The organism is Streptomyces sp. BK022, from assembly GCF_004217355.1.
Taxonomy (GTDB): domain Bacteria; phylum Actinomycetota; class Actinomycetes; order Streptomycetales; family Streptomycetaceae; genus Streptomyces; species Streptomyces griseoluteus.
Map to the genome: position 1 here is coordinate 676,209 of NZ_SHKU01000001.1, position 13,830 is coordinate 690,038.

Below are 13,830 nucleotides of genomic sequence, written 5' to 3' on the forward strand. Positions count from 1 at the left end.
CTCCCGCTCCGCGGTGATGGCCCCCCCCCCCCCCCCCCCCCCCCCCCCGGGGGGGCCCCCCCCCCCCCCCCCCCCGGGCGCCCCCCCCCCCCCCCCCCCCCCCCCCGCCCGCGCGGTGTGAGGTCCGACCGGAGCCGCGCGAGGTCCGACCCGAAAGGCACCCCGGGTACGCACGTACCTGGGGTGCCTTTGGGTGCCTTTCCGGCGTCGTGCTACGCGGCGCCCCGCGCCGTGCCCAGCCAGTCGCGGTAGCGGCGCAGCGCCCGGCGCTGCCTGCGCTGCTCGGCGATGAGGGCGACCGCCGGGTGGGTGCCCGGCGTGGGCCTGCTGCCGCGCGCGATCCGGCGCATCTGGTGGCGGACCTGTGCCATGCCCGCCGCGGAGGCGAGCGCCTTGTCCGACCAGGTGACCGGCCGGAGCTGCCGCTCGGCCTCGCCGCCGGCGCGCCAGCGCTCCGGCAGGTCCGGGGTGACGGCGAGGGCGGTGCCCATCCCGACGACCGCCACCCCGCTGTCGAGGACGCGCTCGGCGGTCTCGCGCCGGGTGATGCCACCGGTCAGCATCAGCGGCACCGGGCTGGACCCGACCAGCTCCCTCGCCAGGTCCAGGAAGTACGCCTCGCGGGCCTGGGTGCGCGCGTCGGCGGCCCGGCCGGACATCGCCGGGCTCTCGTAGCTGCCGCCGGACAGCTCGACCAGGTCGACCCCGAGCGGCGCGAGCATCTCGATCACCTGCCGCGCGTCGTCCGCGTCGAAGCCGCCGCGCTGGAAGTCGGCGGAGTTGAGCTTGACCGCCACCGCGAAGGAGGGGGACACGGCGGTTCGTACGGCGCGGACCACGTCCAGCAGCATCCGGGCCCGGTTCTCCAGCGAGCCGCCCCACCGGTCGGTGCGCTTGTTGACCAGGGGGGAGAGGAACTGCGAGAGCAGATAGCCGTGCGCCGCGTGCACCTCGACCCCGTCGAAGCCCGCCTGCTCGGCGCGCTGTGCGGTCACCGCGTACCGGGTGACCGTCTGCTCGATCTGCTCGGCGGTCATGGCGACCGGGCGCCCGAAGCGGCCACTGTGCCGGCCCAGGTCGACGCCGACCGCCGAGGGGCCCCATACGACGCCGGGCATGTCGGAGCCGATCTGGCGGCCGGGGTGGTTGATCTGCATCCAGATCGCCCCGCCCCCGGCCCGGCCGGCCTTCGCCCACTCGACGAACGGCTCCAGCGGCGCGGCCTCGTCGAGGACGACACCGGCCGGACCGGTCAGCGCCTCGGCGTGGACCATGACGTTGCCCGTGATCAGCAGTCCGGCGCCGCCCTCGGCCCAGCGCCGGTACAGCCCGAACAGCTCGGCTCCGGGCAACTGGCCGTCGGCCGCCATGTTCTCCTCCATGGCCGCCTTGGCGATCCGGTTGCGCAGTACCTGCCCGGAGCGCAGGGACAACGGCGAGAACAGTTCGCTGGTCATCCTGCTTTCCCCTCTCGATCTCCATCGCTTACTATGTGTACAGCGTTCACATTAAGTCAGAAATGTAAGCGCCGTAAACTTCAAGGGGTGTGACCTATGCCGCAAGCGAGCAGTTCGTATCACCACGGCGATCTGCGCGCGGCCTGTCTGCGTGCCGCGCGCGAACTGCTGGAGGAGGACGGCAGTGCCGGGCTGTCGCTGCGCGCGGTGGCCCGGCGGGCGGGTGTGTCGGCCACGGCCCCCTACCGCCACTACGCGGACCGCGACGCGCTGGTCTCCGCGGTGGCCGCCGAGGGGTACCGCGAACTCGCCGAGCACCTGGCGGCCGCCCACCCCGAGCCCCGGACCCCGGACGAGCTCGCGTCGGTCGCCGTCGCCTATGTGCGCTTCGCGCTGGACCGGCCCGCGATGTTCCGGGTGATGTTCGCGGAGCCGTGCGACCCGAACAGCGAGGAGCGGGTCGCGGCGACCGCCGCCATCTCCGAGTACGTCCGCGGCATCGTGCGCGCGGTCTTCCCCGGCGTCGACCCGGACGCGCTGTCGACCACGGTCTGGGCACTCGTCCACGGCCTGGCCTTCCTGCACCTCGACGGCAAGCTCGACTCCTCGGCACCGGAGGTGGTGGACGCGCAGGTCCGCGCGGCGGTCCAGGCGCTGTTCAGCGCGTCGGCGGCGCGATAGCGGCCGGACTCATGTTGACAGTGCACACACTCGCTGCCTAATGTGTGTGCTGTAAACATGCGGGTGGGGGGCCCGCGGTGCGATGAACGGAGCATCATGAAGGCAGTGTCGATCAAGGAGCCCGGCGGTCCCGAGGTCCTGGAGTGGGTGGACGTCGAGGACCCGGCGCCCGCGGCCGGTGAAGTCGTCGTCGACGTCGTCGCCAGCGCCCTCAACCGGGCCGACGTCATGCAGCGGTACGGTCTCTACCCCCTCCAGCCCGGCACCTCGCCGTACCCCGGTCTGGAGGTCTCGGGACGCGTCAGCGCCCTCGGTGACGGTGTCACCGGCTGGCAGGTGGGCGACGAGGTCTGCGCGCTGCTCACGGGCGGCGGCTACGCGCAGAAGGTCGCCGTCCCGGCCGGCCAACTGCTCCCCGTACCCCAGGGCATCGGCCTGGTCGAGGCGGCCGCCCTGCCCGAGGCGGTGGCGACGGTCTGGTCCAACATCGTCATGACCGCCCACCTCGCGAAGGGGGAGACCCTCCTCGTACACGGCGGCGCCGGCGGCGTCGGCACCTTCGCCGTCCAGATCGCCAAGGCGCTGGGCGCGCGGGTCGTCACCACGGTCGGCGGCCTCGAGAAGGCCGCCCGCGCGCGGGAGTTGGGGGCCGACGTCACGATCGACCACCGCACCGACGACTTCACCGAGCACGGTCCCTACGACGTGATCCTGGACGTCGTCGGCGGCAGCTACCTCGAACGCAACGTGCGCTCCCTCGCCCCCGACGGACGCCTGGTGCTCATCGGCCTCCAGGACGGCCTGGAGGCCGGCCTCAACCTGGCCGAGCTGGTCTTCAAGCGCCTCTCCGTGCACGGTACGACCCTGCGCACACGGTCCAGGGAGCAGAAGGCCGAGATCATCGCCCAGGTCCGGGACGAGGTCTGGCCGATGATCGAGAGCGGCGCCGTGGGACTCGTCATCGACCAGCGCCTGCCCATGTCCCGGGCCGCCGAGGCGCACCGGCTGATGGAGGCCGGCGGTCACGTCGGCAAGATCCTGCTGGTGAACGAGTAGCGCGGCGGAGCACGCCATGGACACTCACGTCGATCTCGGTGCCCTGCCCGACCGGCCCGGCCCGCGCGTGGTTCAGCGCCCCGACCTCCGGCCGGCCACAACAAGATGATCCGTCGCCGAACGCCCCCCGGATTGGTGTGAGATGCGTCTTCATCCGATCTGAGGAAGCCACCAATCCGGCCCCCCACGCGGCCCCGGATTCCCCGCGTGAGTGAGGAACAGAGCGACCCGAGGACAGCACCGGGGCCGGTGCGGACGGCGCTTGGCGCGCTGAGCGGCGTGCTCGCCGGTTTCGCCGCGCTGGCGGTGGCCGAACTGGCGGCGGCGGGGGTGCGGCCGCAGGCCGGTCCGGTGGTCGTGGTCGGCGGGGCCTCCATCGACCAGACCCCGGCGGCGGTCAAGGACTGGGCGATCCGTCACTTCGGCACCGACGACAAGCTGGTGCTCCAGCTCGGCATCCTCGTCGTCCTCGCGCTACTCGCCCTGGGGCTCGGCGCGTTGGCGGTACGCCGCCGGGTAGCCGGAGCGGCCGGTGTCCTCCTGTTCGGCGTCATCGGCGCGGTGGCCGCCCTCACCCGCCCGGACTCCCGAGGCTTCACGGACGCGTTGCCCAGCCTGATCGGGGCCGTTGCCGGGGCCCTGCTCCTGTACTTCCTGGCCGGACGCCTCGTCACCCCCGTACCGGTCCCTGACAGCGAGCCCGGCGACTGGGACCGGAGGGACTTCGTCATCGCGGCCACCGCCGCGGCCGCCGCGTCCGCCGTCGTGGGCGGGGTCGGCCGGACGCTGAGCGGCAACCGGGCCGGGGACGCCGTGGCCTCCCGCAAGCAGGTCGTCCTGCCCCGCCCCGGCTCACCCGCGCAGCCGACACCCGAGCGAGCTGCCCTGCGGGTCGGCGGCGTCAGTTCCTACGTCACCCCCAACAAGACCTTCTACCGCGTGGACACCGCCCTGGTGGTCCCCAAGGTCGACGCCACCGCCTGGCGACTGCGCCTCCACGGGAAGGGCGTGACCCGGCCGGCCACCTTCACCTTCGACGACCTGCTGCGCCGGCGGCTGATCGAGCGCACCATCACCCTGACCTGCGTCTCCAACGAGGTCGGCGGCCCGTACGTGGGCAACGCCCGCTGGACCGGCGTCCGCCTGGCCGACCTGCTCGCCGAATGCGGGGTCAGGCCTCCCTCGCACGGCGGGCCGGCCGACCAGCTGGTGGCCCGGTCGGTGGACGGCATGACCATCGGCACGCCCGTCGAGGACATCATGGACGGCCGCGACGCCATGCTCGCCGTCGGCATGAACGGCGAACCGCTCCCCTTCGAACACGGCTTCCCGGTACGCATGCTCGTTCCCGGCCTCTACGGCTACGTCTCCGCCTGCAAGTGGATCCAGGACATCGAGCTGACCACCTTCGACTCCTACGACCCGTACTGGGTCAAGCGCGGGTGGGCGCGGAAGGCGCCGGTCAAGACGCAGTCCCGGATCGACACCCCCAAGCCGTTCGCCCGGCCCAGATCCGGCACCGTGATGGTGGCCGGGGTCGCCTGGGCCCAGCACCGGGGCATCGACAAGGTCGAGGTGCGGGTGGACGACGGCCCCTGGCAGGAGGCCCACCTCGCCGCCGAGGACACCCGGGACACCTGGCGCCAGTGGTCCTTCCCGTGGCAGGCGACCAAGGGCTCCCACACCCTGACCGTGCGCGCCACCGACCGCACCGGAAGCGTGCAGACGGAGAAGCGCGCCCGGACCATCCCCGACGGCGCGAGCGGCTGGCACTCCGTCGTCGTGACCGCGGAGTGAGCCCCGGCCGGCTCCCCGCCCCCTGACCAACTCCCACTGTCCGGCAGCCCCTTGCTGCCTCTCAATAACAGGAGAAAACCCGATGAACGCTCGCATCCGCCGCACCACCGGTCTCGTCTCGGCCGCCGTCATGCTGCCCCTCGCGCTCAGCGCCTGCTCCGGCAGCGACAGCGACTCGGCCAAGTCCGACTCCAAGGCGTCGGCGTCCGCGTCGGCCCCGGAGAGCAGCGCGGGCATGAGCAGCATGGACCAGCCGTTCGGCCCGGCCTGTTCCTCGGTGCCGAAGAACGGCGCGGGTTCCTTCGACGGCATGGCCAAGGACCCGGTGGCCACGGCCGCCTCGAACAACCCGGCGCTGTCCACGCTGGTCACCGCGGTGAAGAAGGCCGGTCTGGTCGACACCCTCAACAACGCGCAGAACATCACGGTGTTCGCGCCGACCAACGACGCCTTCGACAAGATCCCGAAGGCCACCCTGGACAAGGTCCTCGCCGACAAGGCCCAGCTCACCAAGATCCTGACCTACCACGTCGTCGGCCAGAAGCTCGCGCCGAAGGACCTGGAGAAGGGCTCCTTCGACACCCTGGAGAAGTCGAAGGTCATGACCTCCGGCATGGGCGAGTCGTACACCGTCAACGACTCCTCGAAGGTGGTCTGCGGCAACGTCAAGACCGCCAACGCCAACGTGTACATCGTCGACACCGTCCTGATGCCCAAGAGCTGACCCGGCGGACCCGCTCCCGCCCAGGCCGCCGACGGCCTGGGCGGGTCTTCCGCCCTCCCGAGCCCGACAGGGGGAACCTGTTGACCACGACCGACGAGGGGTGTCCGACGAGCGCGCGCGACGACGTACTGCGCCGAATCGCCGTCACCCGCCAAGTCGGCGCGCGGCGCGGCCTGTTCGTCAGGTTCGCCCGGTGCCGTGCGGTCCGGCGCGACGCCGCGCCTCAGAGCTGAACCACCCCCAGCGGCGCGGTTGTCGGCTGCTGTGAACCTCCCGCCGGCTCCACCGTGATCCCGACGGCCGTCGCCCGCCCGAGGGGGCCCAGCAGGACCCGGCCCTGACGGCCTCCGGTGCCGGAGAGCAGGCCGCCGGAGCGGAAGGTGGTGCCGTTGTCGGCGTACCAGAGCTGGTACACCTTCCCCTCGCCGAGGGCCGGCAGGCCGGCGGCGACGAAGGCCGCCTTCTGCTTCTGCCGGGACACGACCACGCTCGCCCGTGCTCCGTTGCTCAGCTCACCGGAGCGCACGCTCGCGTCCGGGGCGGTCACCACGTCGGCGAGCGAGGCGGTACGCCGCTCCTGCTCCTGCGCCGTGCGCCGGGCGTCCCGCGCCTCCTCGTGCTGCCACCAGGCGAGCGACCCGCCCGCGACGGCCGCCGCGAGGCAGGCGGCGAGCGCCCAGGGGAGCAGCCGCCGGGCACGGCTCGGCCGCGCAGGCGGTGCCTCCTGCCGGATGTCCCGGATGCCGGACAGCACGCGGGAGCGGGCCGCGTCGTCCGGGGGCAGCGAGACGGCCTCGGCGAGTCCGACCACCGCCTCCATGAGCTGCGCGGCCTCCTCCCGGCAGGCCGCGCAGGCCGCGAGGTGGTTCTCGAAGGCGGCGCGTTCGCCGGGGGGCAGCGCGTCGAGCACATAGGCGCCGACCGCGTCGTGATCACCCGGAGCCGTGCTCATCCGCCGGCCTCCAGACACTGCCGCAGCCGGTGCAGCCCGGTGCGCATGCGGGTCTTCACCGTGCCGGGCGGCTTGCTCAGCGCGCGGGCGACCTCGTCGTACGTCAGGCCCTCGTAGTACGCAAGCACCAGCGGCACCCGCAGGCTCCGGCTCAGCGCGGCCAGGCAGCGGTAGAGCCTGCGCTGCTCGTCGCGGTCCTGCACCAGCTCGGCCACCATGTCGAAGGGGCGCTCGCTGCCGCACTCGGCCACCCTGCGGTCCCGGTCGGACGCGGCCTGCGCCGAGCGGACCCGGTCGACCGCGCGGTGATGCGCCAGGGCGAACACCCACGCCTTGGCCGAAGCGCGCTCAGGACGGAAACGGGCCGCCGTACGCCACACCTCCAGCATGACCTCCTGCGCTACCTCCTCCGCCTGCGAGGCGTCGCGCACGACGCGCAGGGCCAGGCCCCGCACGGAGCCGGACAGGCTGTCGTACAGCAGGGTGAACGCCTCCTCGCTGCCGTGCGCGGTCGCCGTCAGCCAGCCGTCGAGACGGCGGTCGTCGGCGGACCTGTCCCTGGGCACCGGTGTCCTCCCTCCCCTCGTCCTCGCACTCCTTCCTGTCCAGCCTGGGTGTCGGGAGCCGTCCCCGCGCCCGGTGGACGCCCGCCTGCGGCCGTTCGAGTGCTATCCGTCCGGGGGGTCCAGCACGGCCCAGACGGTGTGTCCGTCAAGGGTCGGCTCGTCGCCCCAGCGGCTGGCCAGGGCGTCGACCAGGAAGAGTCCCCGGCCGGACTCCTCCAGCGTGAAGGACGGATGCCGCCACCGGGCCCGGACCAGGGTGGTGTCGAAGCTCGGCCCCGCGTCGGTCACCTCGATGCGCAGCGCCGGCCCGCCGGGGGACCGCCGACGCAGCGTGCACGCCACCCGGACGGGCGGCCTGCCGTGCCGCACCGCGTTGGAGACCAGCTCGCTGACCACCACCGAGGCGTCGTCGGTGAACTCCGCGGCCTGCCAGCGGGCCAGGTGGTCGCACAGATCGCCGCGTACCGCCTCCGCGGGGCCGGCGGAGTCGTAGCCGAGACGGCGGGAATCGCGCTTCATGACGAACACCTTCTGTGGCCTTTCAGGTAATTCGTCACGGAACGCGCCTCGGATGGGTGTCCGGTAGGACGGGGAGGGACTTCTGCGGAAGGTGTGAAACAGGGCAAACCGTGGCGCTCTCCGCTCCGAATCAAGGACATGAACGCTTCGAGACCTGAGGGGAGGTGTACTCAATGCGCACTCTCGACGTGAGGCGGGCCGCTGTCCTCGCGGCGGCCGCAGCGATGCTGGCCGGCGGTGCCGCCGTCGGCACGGCGGGCACCGCGTCGGCATCCGTACCCGGGTCGGCGCCGGCCTCCCACAGCCGGCACCACGGCGACCGGGGGCCGGGCCACCACGGCTACGACCACCGCCACCATGACCGCTACGGCCACGACGGCTACGGCCACGACCGCTACGGCCACGACGGCTGGGGCAACTCGCACCACCGCTGGCACAACCACTGGCACGACGGCTGGTGGGGCGACGGCTGGTGGCACTCGGGCTACTGGTACTGATCCGGAACGCGGTGGGGCCGGCCCATGAGCGGGGGCCGGCCTCACCGTTCCGCTGTCAGACCGAGGCCGGCTCCGGCTGCGACCGCTGCTCGCCCACGTTGCCCAGGCGCCTGGCCGGCGGCGGCTTCGTCGGCCACCACAGCCAGGGCCCCATGTCCAGGGTGAAGGCCGGGACGAGGAACGGGCGGACGAACAGGGTGTCGAGCAGCACGCCCACCGCGACGATGACGCCGATCTGCGCGAGGTAGCGCAGCGGCATCACGGTCAGGGTGGCGAAGGTGACGGCGAGCACGACCCCCGCCGAGCTGATGGCGTTCCCGGTGGCCCGCAGTCCCCTGAGCGTCCCGACGCGCTGTCCCGCGAGCAGGGACTCCCGGCGGACGCGGTGCATGAGGAAGATGTTGTAGTCCACCCCGAGCGCGATCAGGAACACGAACGAGAACAGCACCAGGGACGGCTCCGTCGCGGTCGAACCGAAGGCGATATCGAAGATCACCGCTGAGATGCCGAGCGCCGCGAGGAAGTTCGCCACGGCCACGACGACGAGCACCACCGGCAGCGCCAGGCTCCGCAACAGCCCCAGCAGGAGCAGCAGCACGATCACCAGGACGGCGGGCAGTACGCGGGTGCGGTCCCGCTCGGCCGCCCGCTGCATGTCGTACACCTGCGCCGGATAGCCCCCGACCCGGGCCCGGCCGTCCGTGTCCGCGCGCAGGCGGGCGATCGTCTCCTGGGCGCGGCGGCTGTCCGGGGCGCTGTCGAGGGTGGCCGCGATCGTCGTACGGGGCCGGGTGGTGACGACCTCGGCGCGGGCGACCCCCGGTGTCCCCGCCACCCGCTCCCGCACCCCTGCGGCGCCCTCGGCGCCGGTCACCACGATGGCCGGGCTGCCGGTGCCCGCCGGGAAGTGCGCCGCCAAGGCCGACTGGGCGCGTACCGAGGGTGCCCGCGCCGTGAGCGCCTCGCCCAGCGGAAGGCCGCCGGGAGCCAGGAGTACGGCCAGGGCGGCGCAGCCCGCGAGCAGCGCGCAGCCCACCGTCCACACCGCACGCGCCCGCCGCTCCACCAGGGCGGTGACCAGGGACCAGCCGCGCCCGCCGGCCCGGCCGGAGTGCGGACCCCGCGGCCAGAACATCGCGCGCGGGCCGAGCAGTACCGCGGCCGGGACGAAGGTCAGCGCGGCCGGCACGCAGCAGGCCATCGCCACGGCACCGGCGAGCGCGAGGGAGTGGTTGGCGGGGAGGGCGCTGAGGAGGAGGGCGACCATGGCGCAGGCAACCGTCGCCGCACTCGCCGCGATGGGCGCCCAACTCGCCCGCCACGCCGTCCGCATGGCCGCCGGAGGCGACATCTCCGGGGCGTGTTCGTGGTACCGCGCCAGCAGGAGCAGGCCGTAGTCCGTGGTCGCGCCGATGACCAGCACGGACAAGATGCCCTGCACCTGCCCGTCGACCGTCAGCACGCCCCAGCTCCGCAGCGCGTACAGCACCGCACTGCACAGGGTCAGCGCTACGACCCCGGAAGCGGCCACGACGAGGGGCAGCAGGACACTCCGGTGGACGAGGAAGAGGATGGCGGCGACGGCGGCCAGCGCGATGACCAGCAACTGGCCGTCGACGCCCGCGAAGGAGGACTCCAGGTCGGCTTGCCCCGCGGCCGGTCCCGCCAGCCGGACCCTGCTGTCCGGCAGTGACCCGGCGGCCCTGCGGACGCGCTCCAGGGAGGGGCCGAGCCCCGCGTCGGCCGCCTCGGCGAGGGTGACGACGCAGACGAGGGAGCGGCCGTCGGCCGAAGACGTCACCGCGCCGGGCGAGCCGACCGGGCGGGGCAGCCCGGTGAGGGCCCGCCGCGCTGCCCGGGCGCTGAGCCGCTTGGCAGAGGTGGCCTCCCAGACGATCACGACCGGTGGCCCCCCGGCCGGCCCGCCGGCCTCCCTGGCCACCCGGCTCGACTCCGCCGACGCGGGCAGCGTCATCGCCGGCCGACGCGCCGCCTCCGACGCCAGGCGACCGGGGAAGGCGGCCGTGCACACCGCCACCACCAGCCACGCGGCCACGACGAACACCGGAAACCGTGCCACCACGAACTGCCGGCCGGACAAACGCACTACCTCACCTCACGCGTAGGGACGGTTCCGAGGCCCGCGCTCCGACACGGCACCGCCCGCATCCATGGATGCTCGACTCGTTCGCGGGTGATCCGGTGCCGCCACCCCGCACGGATCGGTGAAAGCAGCCCGATTACCTCCATCGGCGGAGCGGGGGCACCCCTCGCGGCCCTCACTCGACGGGTGCGACGATGAGCGCTCCTGGCTCCCTACCGCGGAGGACGGCGGGCATGACGAGCAGTGCGCTCCTGGTGATGGACGTCCAGCGGGACGTGGTGGCCCTCGCCGACGACGGCTCCGGCTATCTGCCGCGCCTGCGCCGGGCGATCGACGCTGCGCGGGCCTCCGGCATTCCCGTGATCTACGTGGTGATGGGGCTGCGGCCCGGCGATCCCGAGGTCGGCCCGCGCAGCAAGGTGATGGCCGGCGTCCTGCGCGCCGGGCTGTTCACCGAGGGGGCTCCCGGCTCCGAGATCCATCCCGACATCGCGCCCCGGCAAGGGGATGTCGTGGTCACCAAGCGGCGGGGGAGCGCCTTCTCGGGGAGCGACCTCGACCTGGTCCTCAGGGCCCGGGGCGTCGACAGCCTCGTACTCACGGGCATCGCCACCAGCGCCGTGGTGCTGTCCACCCTGTGGCACGCGGTCGATCTGGACCTCGGCGTGACCGTCCTGTCGGACGGCTGCCTCGACACCGATCCCGAAGTCCACCGGATGCTCGTCGAGCGCCTGTTCCCGCAGTGGGCGGACGTGGTCACCGTCGAGGACTGGCTCAGCGCGATCGAAGCGCCCCGCCCCTTGTCCTGAACAGGTGGGTCTGGTTTCGTACCGCATGATCATCCAGACCTGAGGAGAGCGGGCGCGGCATGGAGACGAGCAGCGGGGACACCCTGCCGGCGGGACTCGGCCGGGCGATACGGGAGACGGCCCGGGCCGTCGCCGCGCTGCTGGACGGTGCGACCGATCCGGCCGCGCCCGTACCGGGGCTGGAGTGGACCGTGGGGGAGACCGCCGCCCACCTCGCCCTGGCCAACGGCCTGATGGCCGACCTCGCGGCCGGTCACGACCGTCCCTACGGCGACGGCACCCCGCAGAGCCTCGCCGCGGCCAACGCGCGCAGTCTCACCGCGTTCCCGGAGCGTGGGGCGGAACCGCTGGCCGCGATGATCGTGGAGCAGGCGGAGGCGTTCCTGGCGGCGGTGGAGGGGACCGACTTGGACCGGACGCTCATGACGCCACTGGGCCCCATGACCAGGGACGTGCTCGCCTCCTATCTGCTGACCCACATGCTGGGGCACGGCTGGGACCTCGCGCGCGGGGTGGGCCGGCCGCACATGATCGACCGGACCCGCGTGGGGCTGTGCCTGCCGTTCCTGAAGACGGCGATGCCGCGTGTCGCGGTCGCGCCGTCCGGGCTGACGGCCCGTTACACCCTCCGGGTGCGGGGCGGCGAGACCTTCGGGGTCGCCTTCGCCGAGGGGGCCGTCGAGGTCCTCCCCGGCCCGCCGGAGCGCTCCGAGTGCACCATCCTCACCGAGCCGGTCACCTTCCTCCTCATCGCGCTGGGCCGTGTGGGCCCCTGGCAGGCCATGGCGCGCGCCGGCGTACTCGCGTGGGGCCGCAAGCCCTGGCTCGCGCCCCGCTTCCCCACGCTGTTCCAAGCGCCCTGATTCAGGGGGTAATCGACGGGTAGGCGTAGCCGGGAACGACGCACGCACCAACTGCGGGAGGCTGCCCATGAGCAAGTTCGGGGATCTGGCGAACAAGGCCAAGGACCTGGCCAAGGGCCACCCTGACCAGGCCGACAAGGGCGTGGAGAGTGTCGAACGGCTGATCGACGAGCGTACGGGCGGCAAGTACGACACCCAGACCGACAAGGCCGCCGACGCGGTCCGCCGCTCCTACGGCGGCAGCGAAGCCCCGCGCGGCCCGGAGGGCACCCCGGAACGCTGACGGCCCCGCGAGGCCGTACGGGAACACGGAGGGCGGGAGACGCGACACGCGTCTCCCGCCCTCTTCCTGGCTGTGCCTACCGGGGCTTCGTCACCCCCCGCCCATGAGCCATCCCCACGCCCGCGGGTCCCGCTCGAGCCAGGAACAGAGCACGTCCAGGGTCTCGTACAGCGGGAACGAGACGCGAGCGGCGTTGTCCTGGACATAGTCACGGATCGTGGCGACGAAGTGCCGCGCCCCGCCGTCCGGGTCGAACTCGATGCTGAAATGGTCCCGGTGGTAGCGGTGCTCTATGCCTCTGACCTGCTCTCGCACGTCACCGAGCCGGGCCACACCGAAGAACTGGGGCTTGCCTCCCCAGTTGGTCACGCGCGTGTAGCGCAGTACGCGGACGTCGCCCGAGCCGACCCGTTCGCTGCGGCGCAGTCCGAGTTCCTCCGACATCTCGCGCAGCATGGCACTCTTGACCACTCCGAGCAGGTCCGGGCCGGCCTGCAGATCGGCCCAGTCCATGGAGCCACTGCCCGACGGCGCGAGCATCCCCGCGTTGGTCGTGTTCCTCTCCCCCTGCAGGGTCAGTACGACCCTGCCGCTCGACGACACCGCCACCACGTCGACCCCGAGATGGTTGGAGCACCTGCTGTACCGCAGGCGCGGGATCAGGCCGTTCCGCAGAAGAACGGCGTCACCTTGCACCAGCTCGTGTCGGCGTTGCCGCTCACGCAGCACCTTCTCCCCGAGGAGGTTCGTGACCGTGTGCGCGGAGTACCGCGTCCTCTGCACGCGCACCACATCCGCCTCCGCGACGAGATCGTCGTGAAGACGGATCTTGTCGTCATCGAAGTCCAGCTGGACACGCACCAGTTGGCGTGCCTCCTCACACTCGGCGGGAACGTTCCACAGGCCCGGTTCGATCTCCACGGGGATGACCGGGTCGTCGCGCAGACGGGCGTCCAGTTCCTCGCTGTGTACCGAGGAGTGGCCCTGGAAGCGGAGGCGGCTCCAGCCGTCGTAGGGCGCGGAGTACGAGGCGTCGAAAGGCTTCGCGCGGGCGTCGAAGTAGATCCGCGACACCCTGACCCAGTCCTCGCCGACCTGCGCGACTATGCCGATGACAGACAGCACGATGCCGGCCAGCCCGAGCGTGAGCGCGAGCATCGAGCCGGCGTCGAGGCCGACCAGGCTGATGACGAGCCCTACGACACCCAGGAGGAGCAGGGTTCCGTGCAGTGCCGACAGCCGGCCGAGTCGCCCCATGACGATACGGACCGCGTACGGCATACGTGCCCGCACGGCGCGCTGGTCGGGAAGCACCATCACGTCGACCTCTTCCTCGGAGCAGACCGCGGGTGAATTCCTCACTGCCACCAGGAACTCTATTCCGTGGACGTCGAGTTGGCGGGCGATCTCGAACGCACGGTGGCCGGAGCCGAGGGGGGCGGACCAGCGGAGCGCATGCCTGGCCGGGAACACGGCCCGCCCCGCCGACATCTCTCCGAGCCGGTGAACCGGTCACCGCGCC

The 13,830-nt window shown here is 72.7% G+C and carries 14 protein-coding genes; 8 read left to right on the forward strand and 6 right to left on the reverse strand.

Annotation, left to right across the window (positions count from 1 at the left end; translation table 11 throughout):
- Positions 1-212: 212 nt before the first annotated feature.
- On the reverse strand, positions 213-1,457 hold the full coding sequence (locus tag EV284_RS03040) for an NADH:flavin oxidoreductase/NADH oxidase family protein (RefSeq protein WP_130329955.1): 1,245 nt from the start codon (positions 1,455-1,457) through the stop codon (positions 213-215).
- A gap of 96 nt (positions 1,458-1,553) precedes the next feature.
- On the opposite strand from EV284_RS03040, the gene EV284_RS03045 reads away from it, so the two are divergent.
- From EV284_RS03045 to EV284_RS03060, 4 genes are all read left to right on the forward strand, one after another.
- Positions 1,554-2,138, forward strand: a complete 585-nt coding sequence (locus EV284_RS03045; RefSeq protein ID WP_130329957.1) for a TetR/AcrR family transcriptional regulator — start codon at positions 1,554-1,556, stop codon at positions 2,136-2,138.
- A gap of 96 nt (positions 2,139-2,234) precedes the next feature.
- A complete protein-coding gene (locus EV284_RS03050; RefSeq protein WP_130329959.1) occupies positions 2,235-3,194 on the forward strand; it encodes an NAD(P)H-quinone oxidoreductase in 960 nt (319 codons plus the stop codon).
- Between the two features lie 207 nt (positions 3,195-3,401).
- Positions 3,402-4,991: a molybdopterin-dependent oxidoreductase gene (locus EV284_RS03055; protein ID WP_130329961.1), complete on the forward strand. Its 1,590-nt coding sequence runs from the start codon at positions 3,402-3,404 to the stop codon at positions 4,989-4,991.
- Between the two features lie 82 nt (positions 4,992-5,073).
- Positions 5,074-5,715, forward strand: coding sequence for a fasciclin domain-containing protein (locus EV284_RS03060; RefSeq protein ID WP_130329963.1), 642 nt, complete (start codon positions 5,074-5,076; stop codon positions 5,713-5,715).
- Between the two features lie 223 nt (positions 5,716-5,938).
- On the opposite strand, the gene EV284_RS03065 is transcribed toward EV284_RS03060, so the two are convergent.
- The 3 genes from EV284_RS03065 to EV284_RS32590 all read right to left on the reverse strand — a co-directional run bounded on the left by EV284_RS03065 (position 5,939) and on the right by EV284_RS32590 (position 7,752).
- The gene (locus EV284_RS03065; RefSeq protein ID WP_130329965.1) at positions 5,939-6,667 is read right to left on the reverse strand and encodes an anti-sigma factor; all 729 of its coding nucleotides are present in this window, start codon (positions 6,665-6,667) and stop codon (positions 5,939-5,941) included.
- Entirely contained in the window at positions 6,664-7,233 is a 570-nt protein-coding gene (locus EV284_RS03070) for a sigma-70 family RNA polymerase sigma factor (protein ID WP_130329967.1), read from the reverse strand. Before EV284_RS03070 ends, EV284_RS03065 begins: the two co-directional genes overlap by 4 nt.
- A 102-nt stretch (positions 7,234-7,335) precedes the next feature.
- Positions 7,336-7,752, reverse strand: coding sequence for an ATP-binding protein (locus EV284_RS32590; protein ID WP_165425446.1), 417 nt, complete (start codon positions 7,750-7,752; stop codon positions 7,336-7,338).
- Between the two features lie 173 nt (positions 7,753-7,925).
- On the opposite strand from EV284_RS32590, the gene EV284_RS03080 reads away from it, so the two are divergent.
- Complete coding sequence (locus tag EV284_RS03080; RefSeq protein WP_165425447.1) at positions 7,926-8,249, forward strand: hypothetical protein; 324 nt, start codon at positions 7,926-7,928, stop codon at positions 8,247-8,249.
- Between the two features lie 55 nt (positions 8,250-8,304).
- Here the strand turns inward: EV284_RS03080 and EV284_RS03085 are convergent, their stop codons facing one another.
- Positions 8,305-10,350 carry an MMPL family transporter gene (locus tag EV284_RS03085; protein ID WP_130329973.1) on the reverse strand — a complete coding sequence of 682 codons (2,046 nt, stop codon included), beginning with the start codon at positions 10,348-10,350 and terminating at the stop codon, positions 8,305-8,307.
- 236 nt (positions 10,351-10,586) lie between these two features.
- Here EV284_RS03085 and EV284_RS03090 point away from each other — a divergent pair, with 236 nt between their 5' ends.
- The 3 genes from EV284_RS03090 (at position 10,587) to EV284_RS03100 (ending at position 12,308) form a co-directional block, all read left to right on the forward strand.
- Positions 10,587-11,162 carry a cysteine hydrolase gene (locus EV284_RS03090; RefSeq protein WP_130329975.1) on the forward strand — a complete coding sequence of 192 codons (576 nt, stop codon included), beginning with the start codon at positions 10,587-10,589 and terminating at the stop codon, positions 11,160-11,162.
- A 59-nt stretch (positions 11,163-11,221) separates the two neighbouring features.
- Positions 11,222-12,025, forward strand: coding sequence for a maleylpyruvate isomerase family mycothiol-dependent enzyme (locus EV284_RS03095; RefSeq protein ID WP_130329977.1), 804 nt, complete (start codon positions 11,222-11,224; stop codon positions 12,023-12,025).
- Between the two features lie 67 nt (positions 12,026-12,092).
- Positions 12,093-12,308: an antitoxin gene (locus EV284_RS03100; RefSeq protein WP_130329979.1), complete on the forward strand. Its 216-nt coding sequence runs from the start codon at positions 12,093-12,095 to the stop codon at positions 12,306-12,308.
- A 90-nt stretch (positions 12,309-12,398) separates the two neighbouring features.
- Here EV284_RS03100 and EV284_RS03105 read toward each other — a convergent pair whose 3' ends face one another.
- The gene (locus EV284_RS03105) at positions 12,399-13,670 is read right to left on the reverse strand and encodes a hypothetical protein (RefSeq protein ID WP_130329981.1); all 1,272 of its coding nucleotides are present in this window, start codon (positions 13,668-13,670) and stop codon (positions 12,399-12,401) included.
- Positions 13,671-13,830 lie beyond the last annotated feature (160 nt).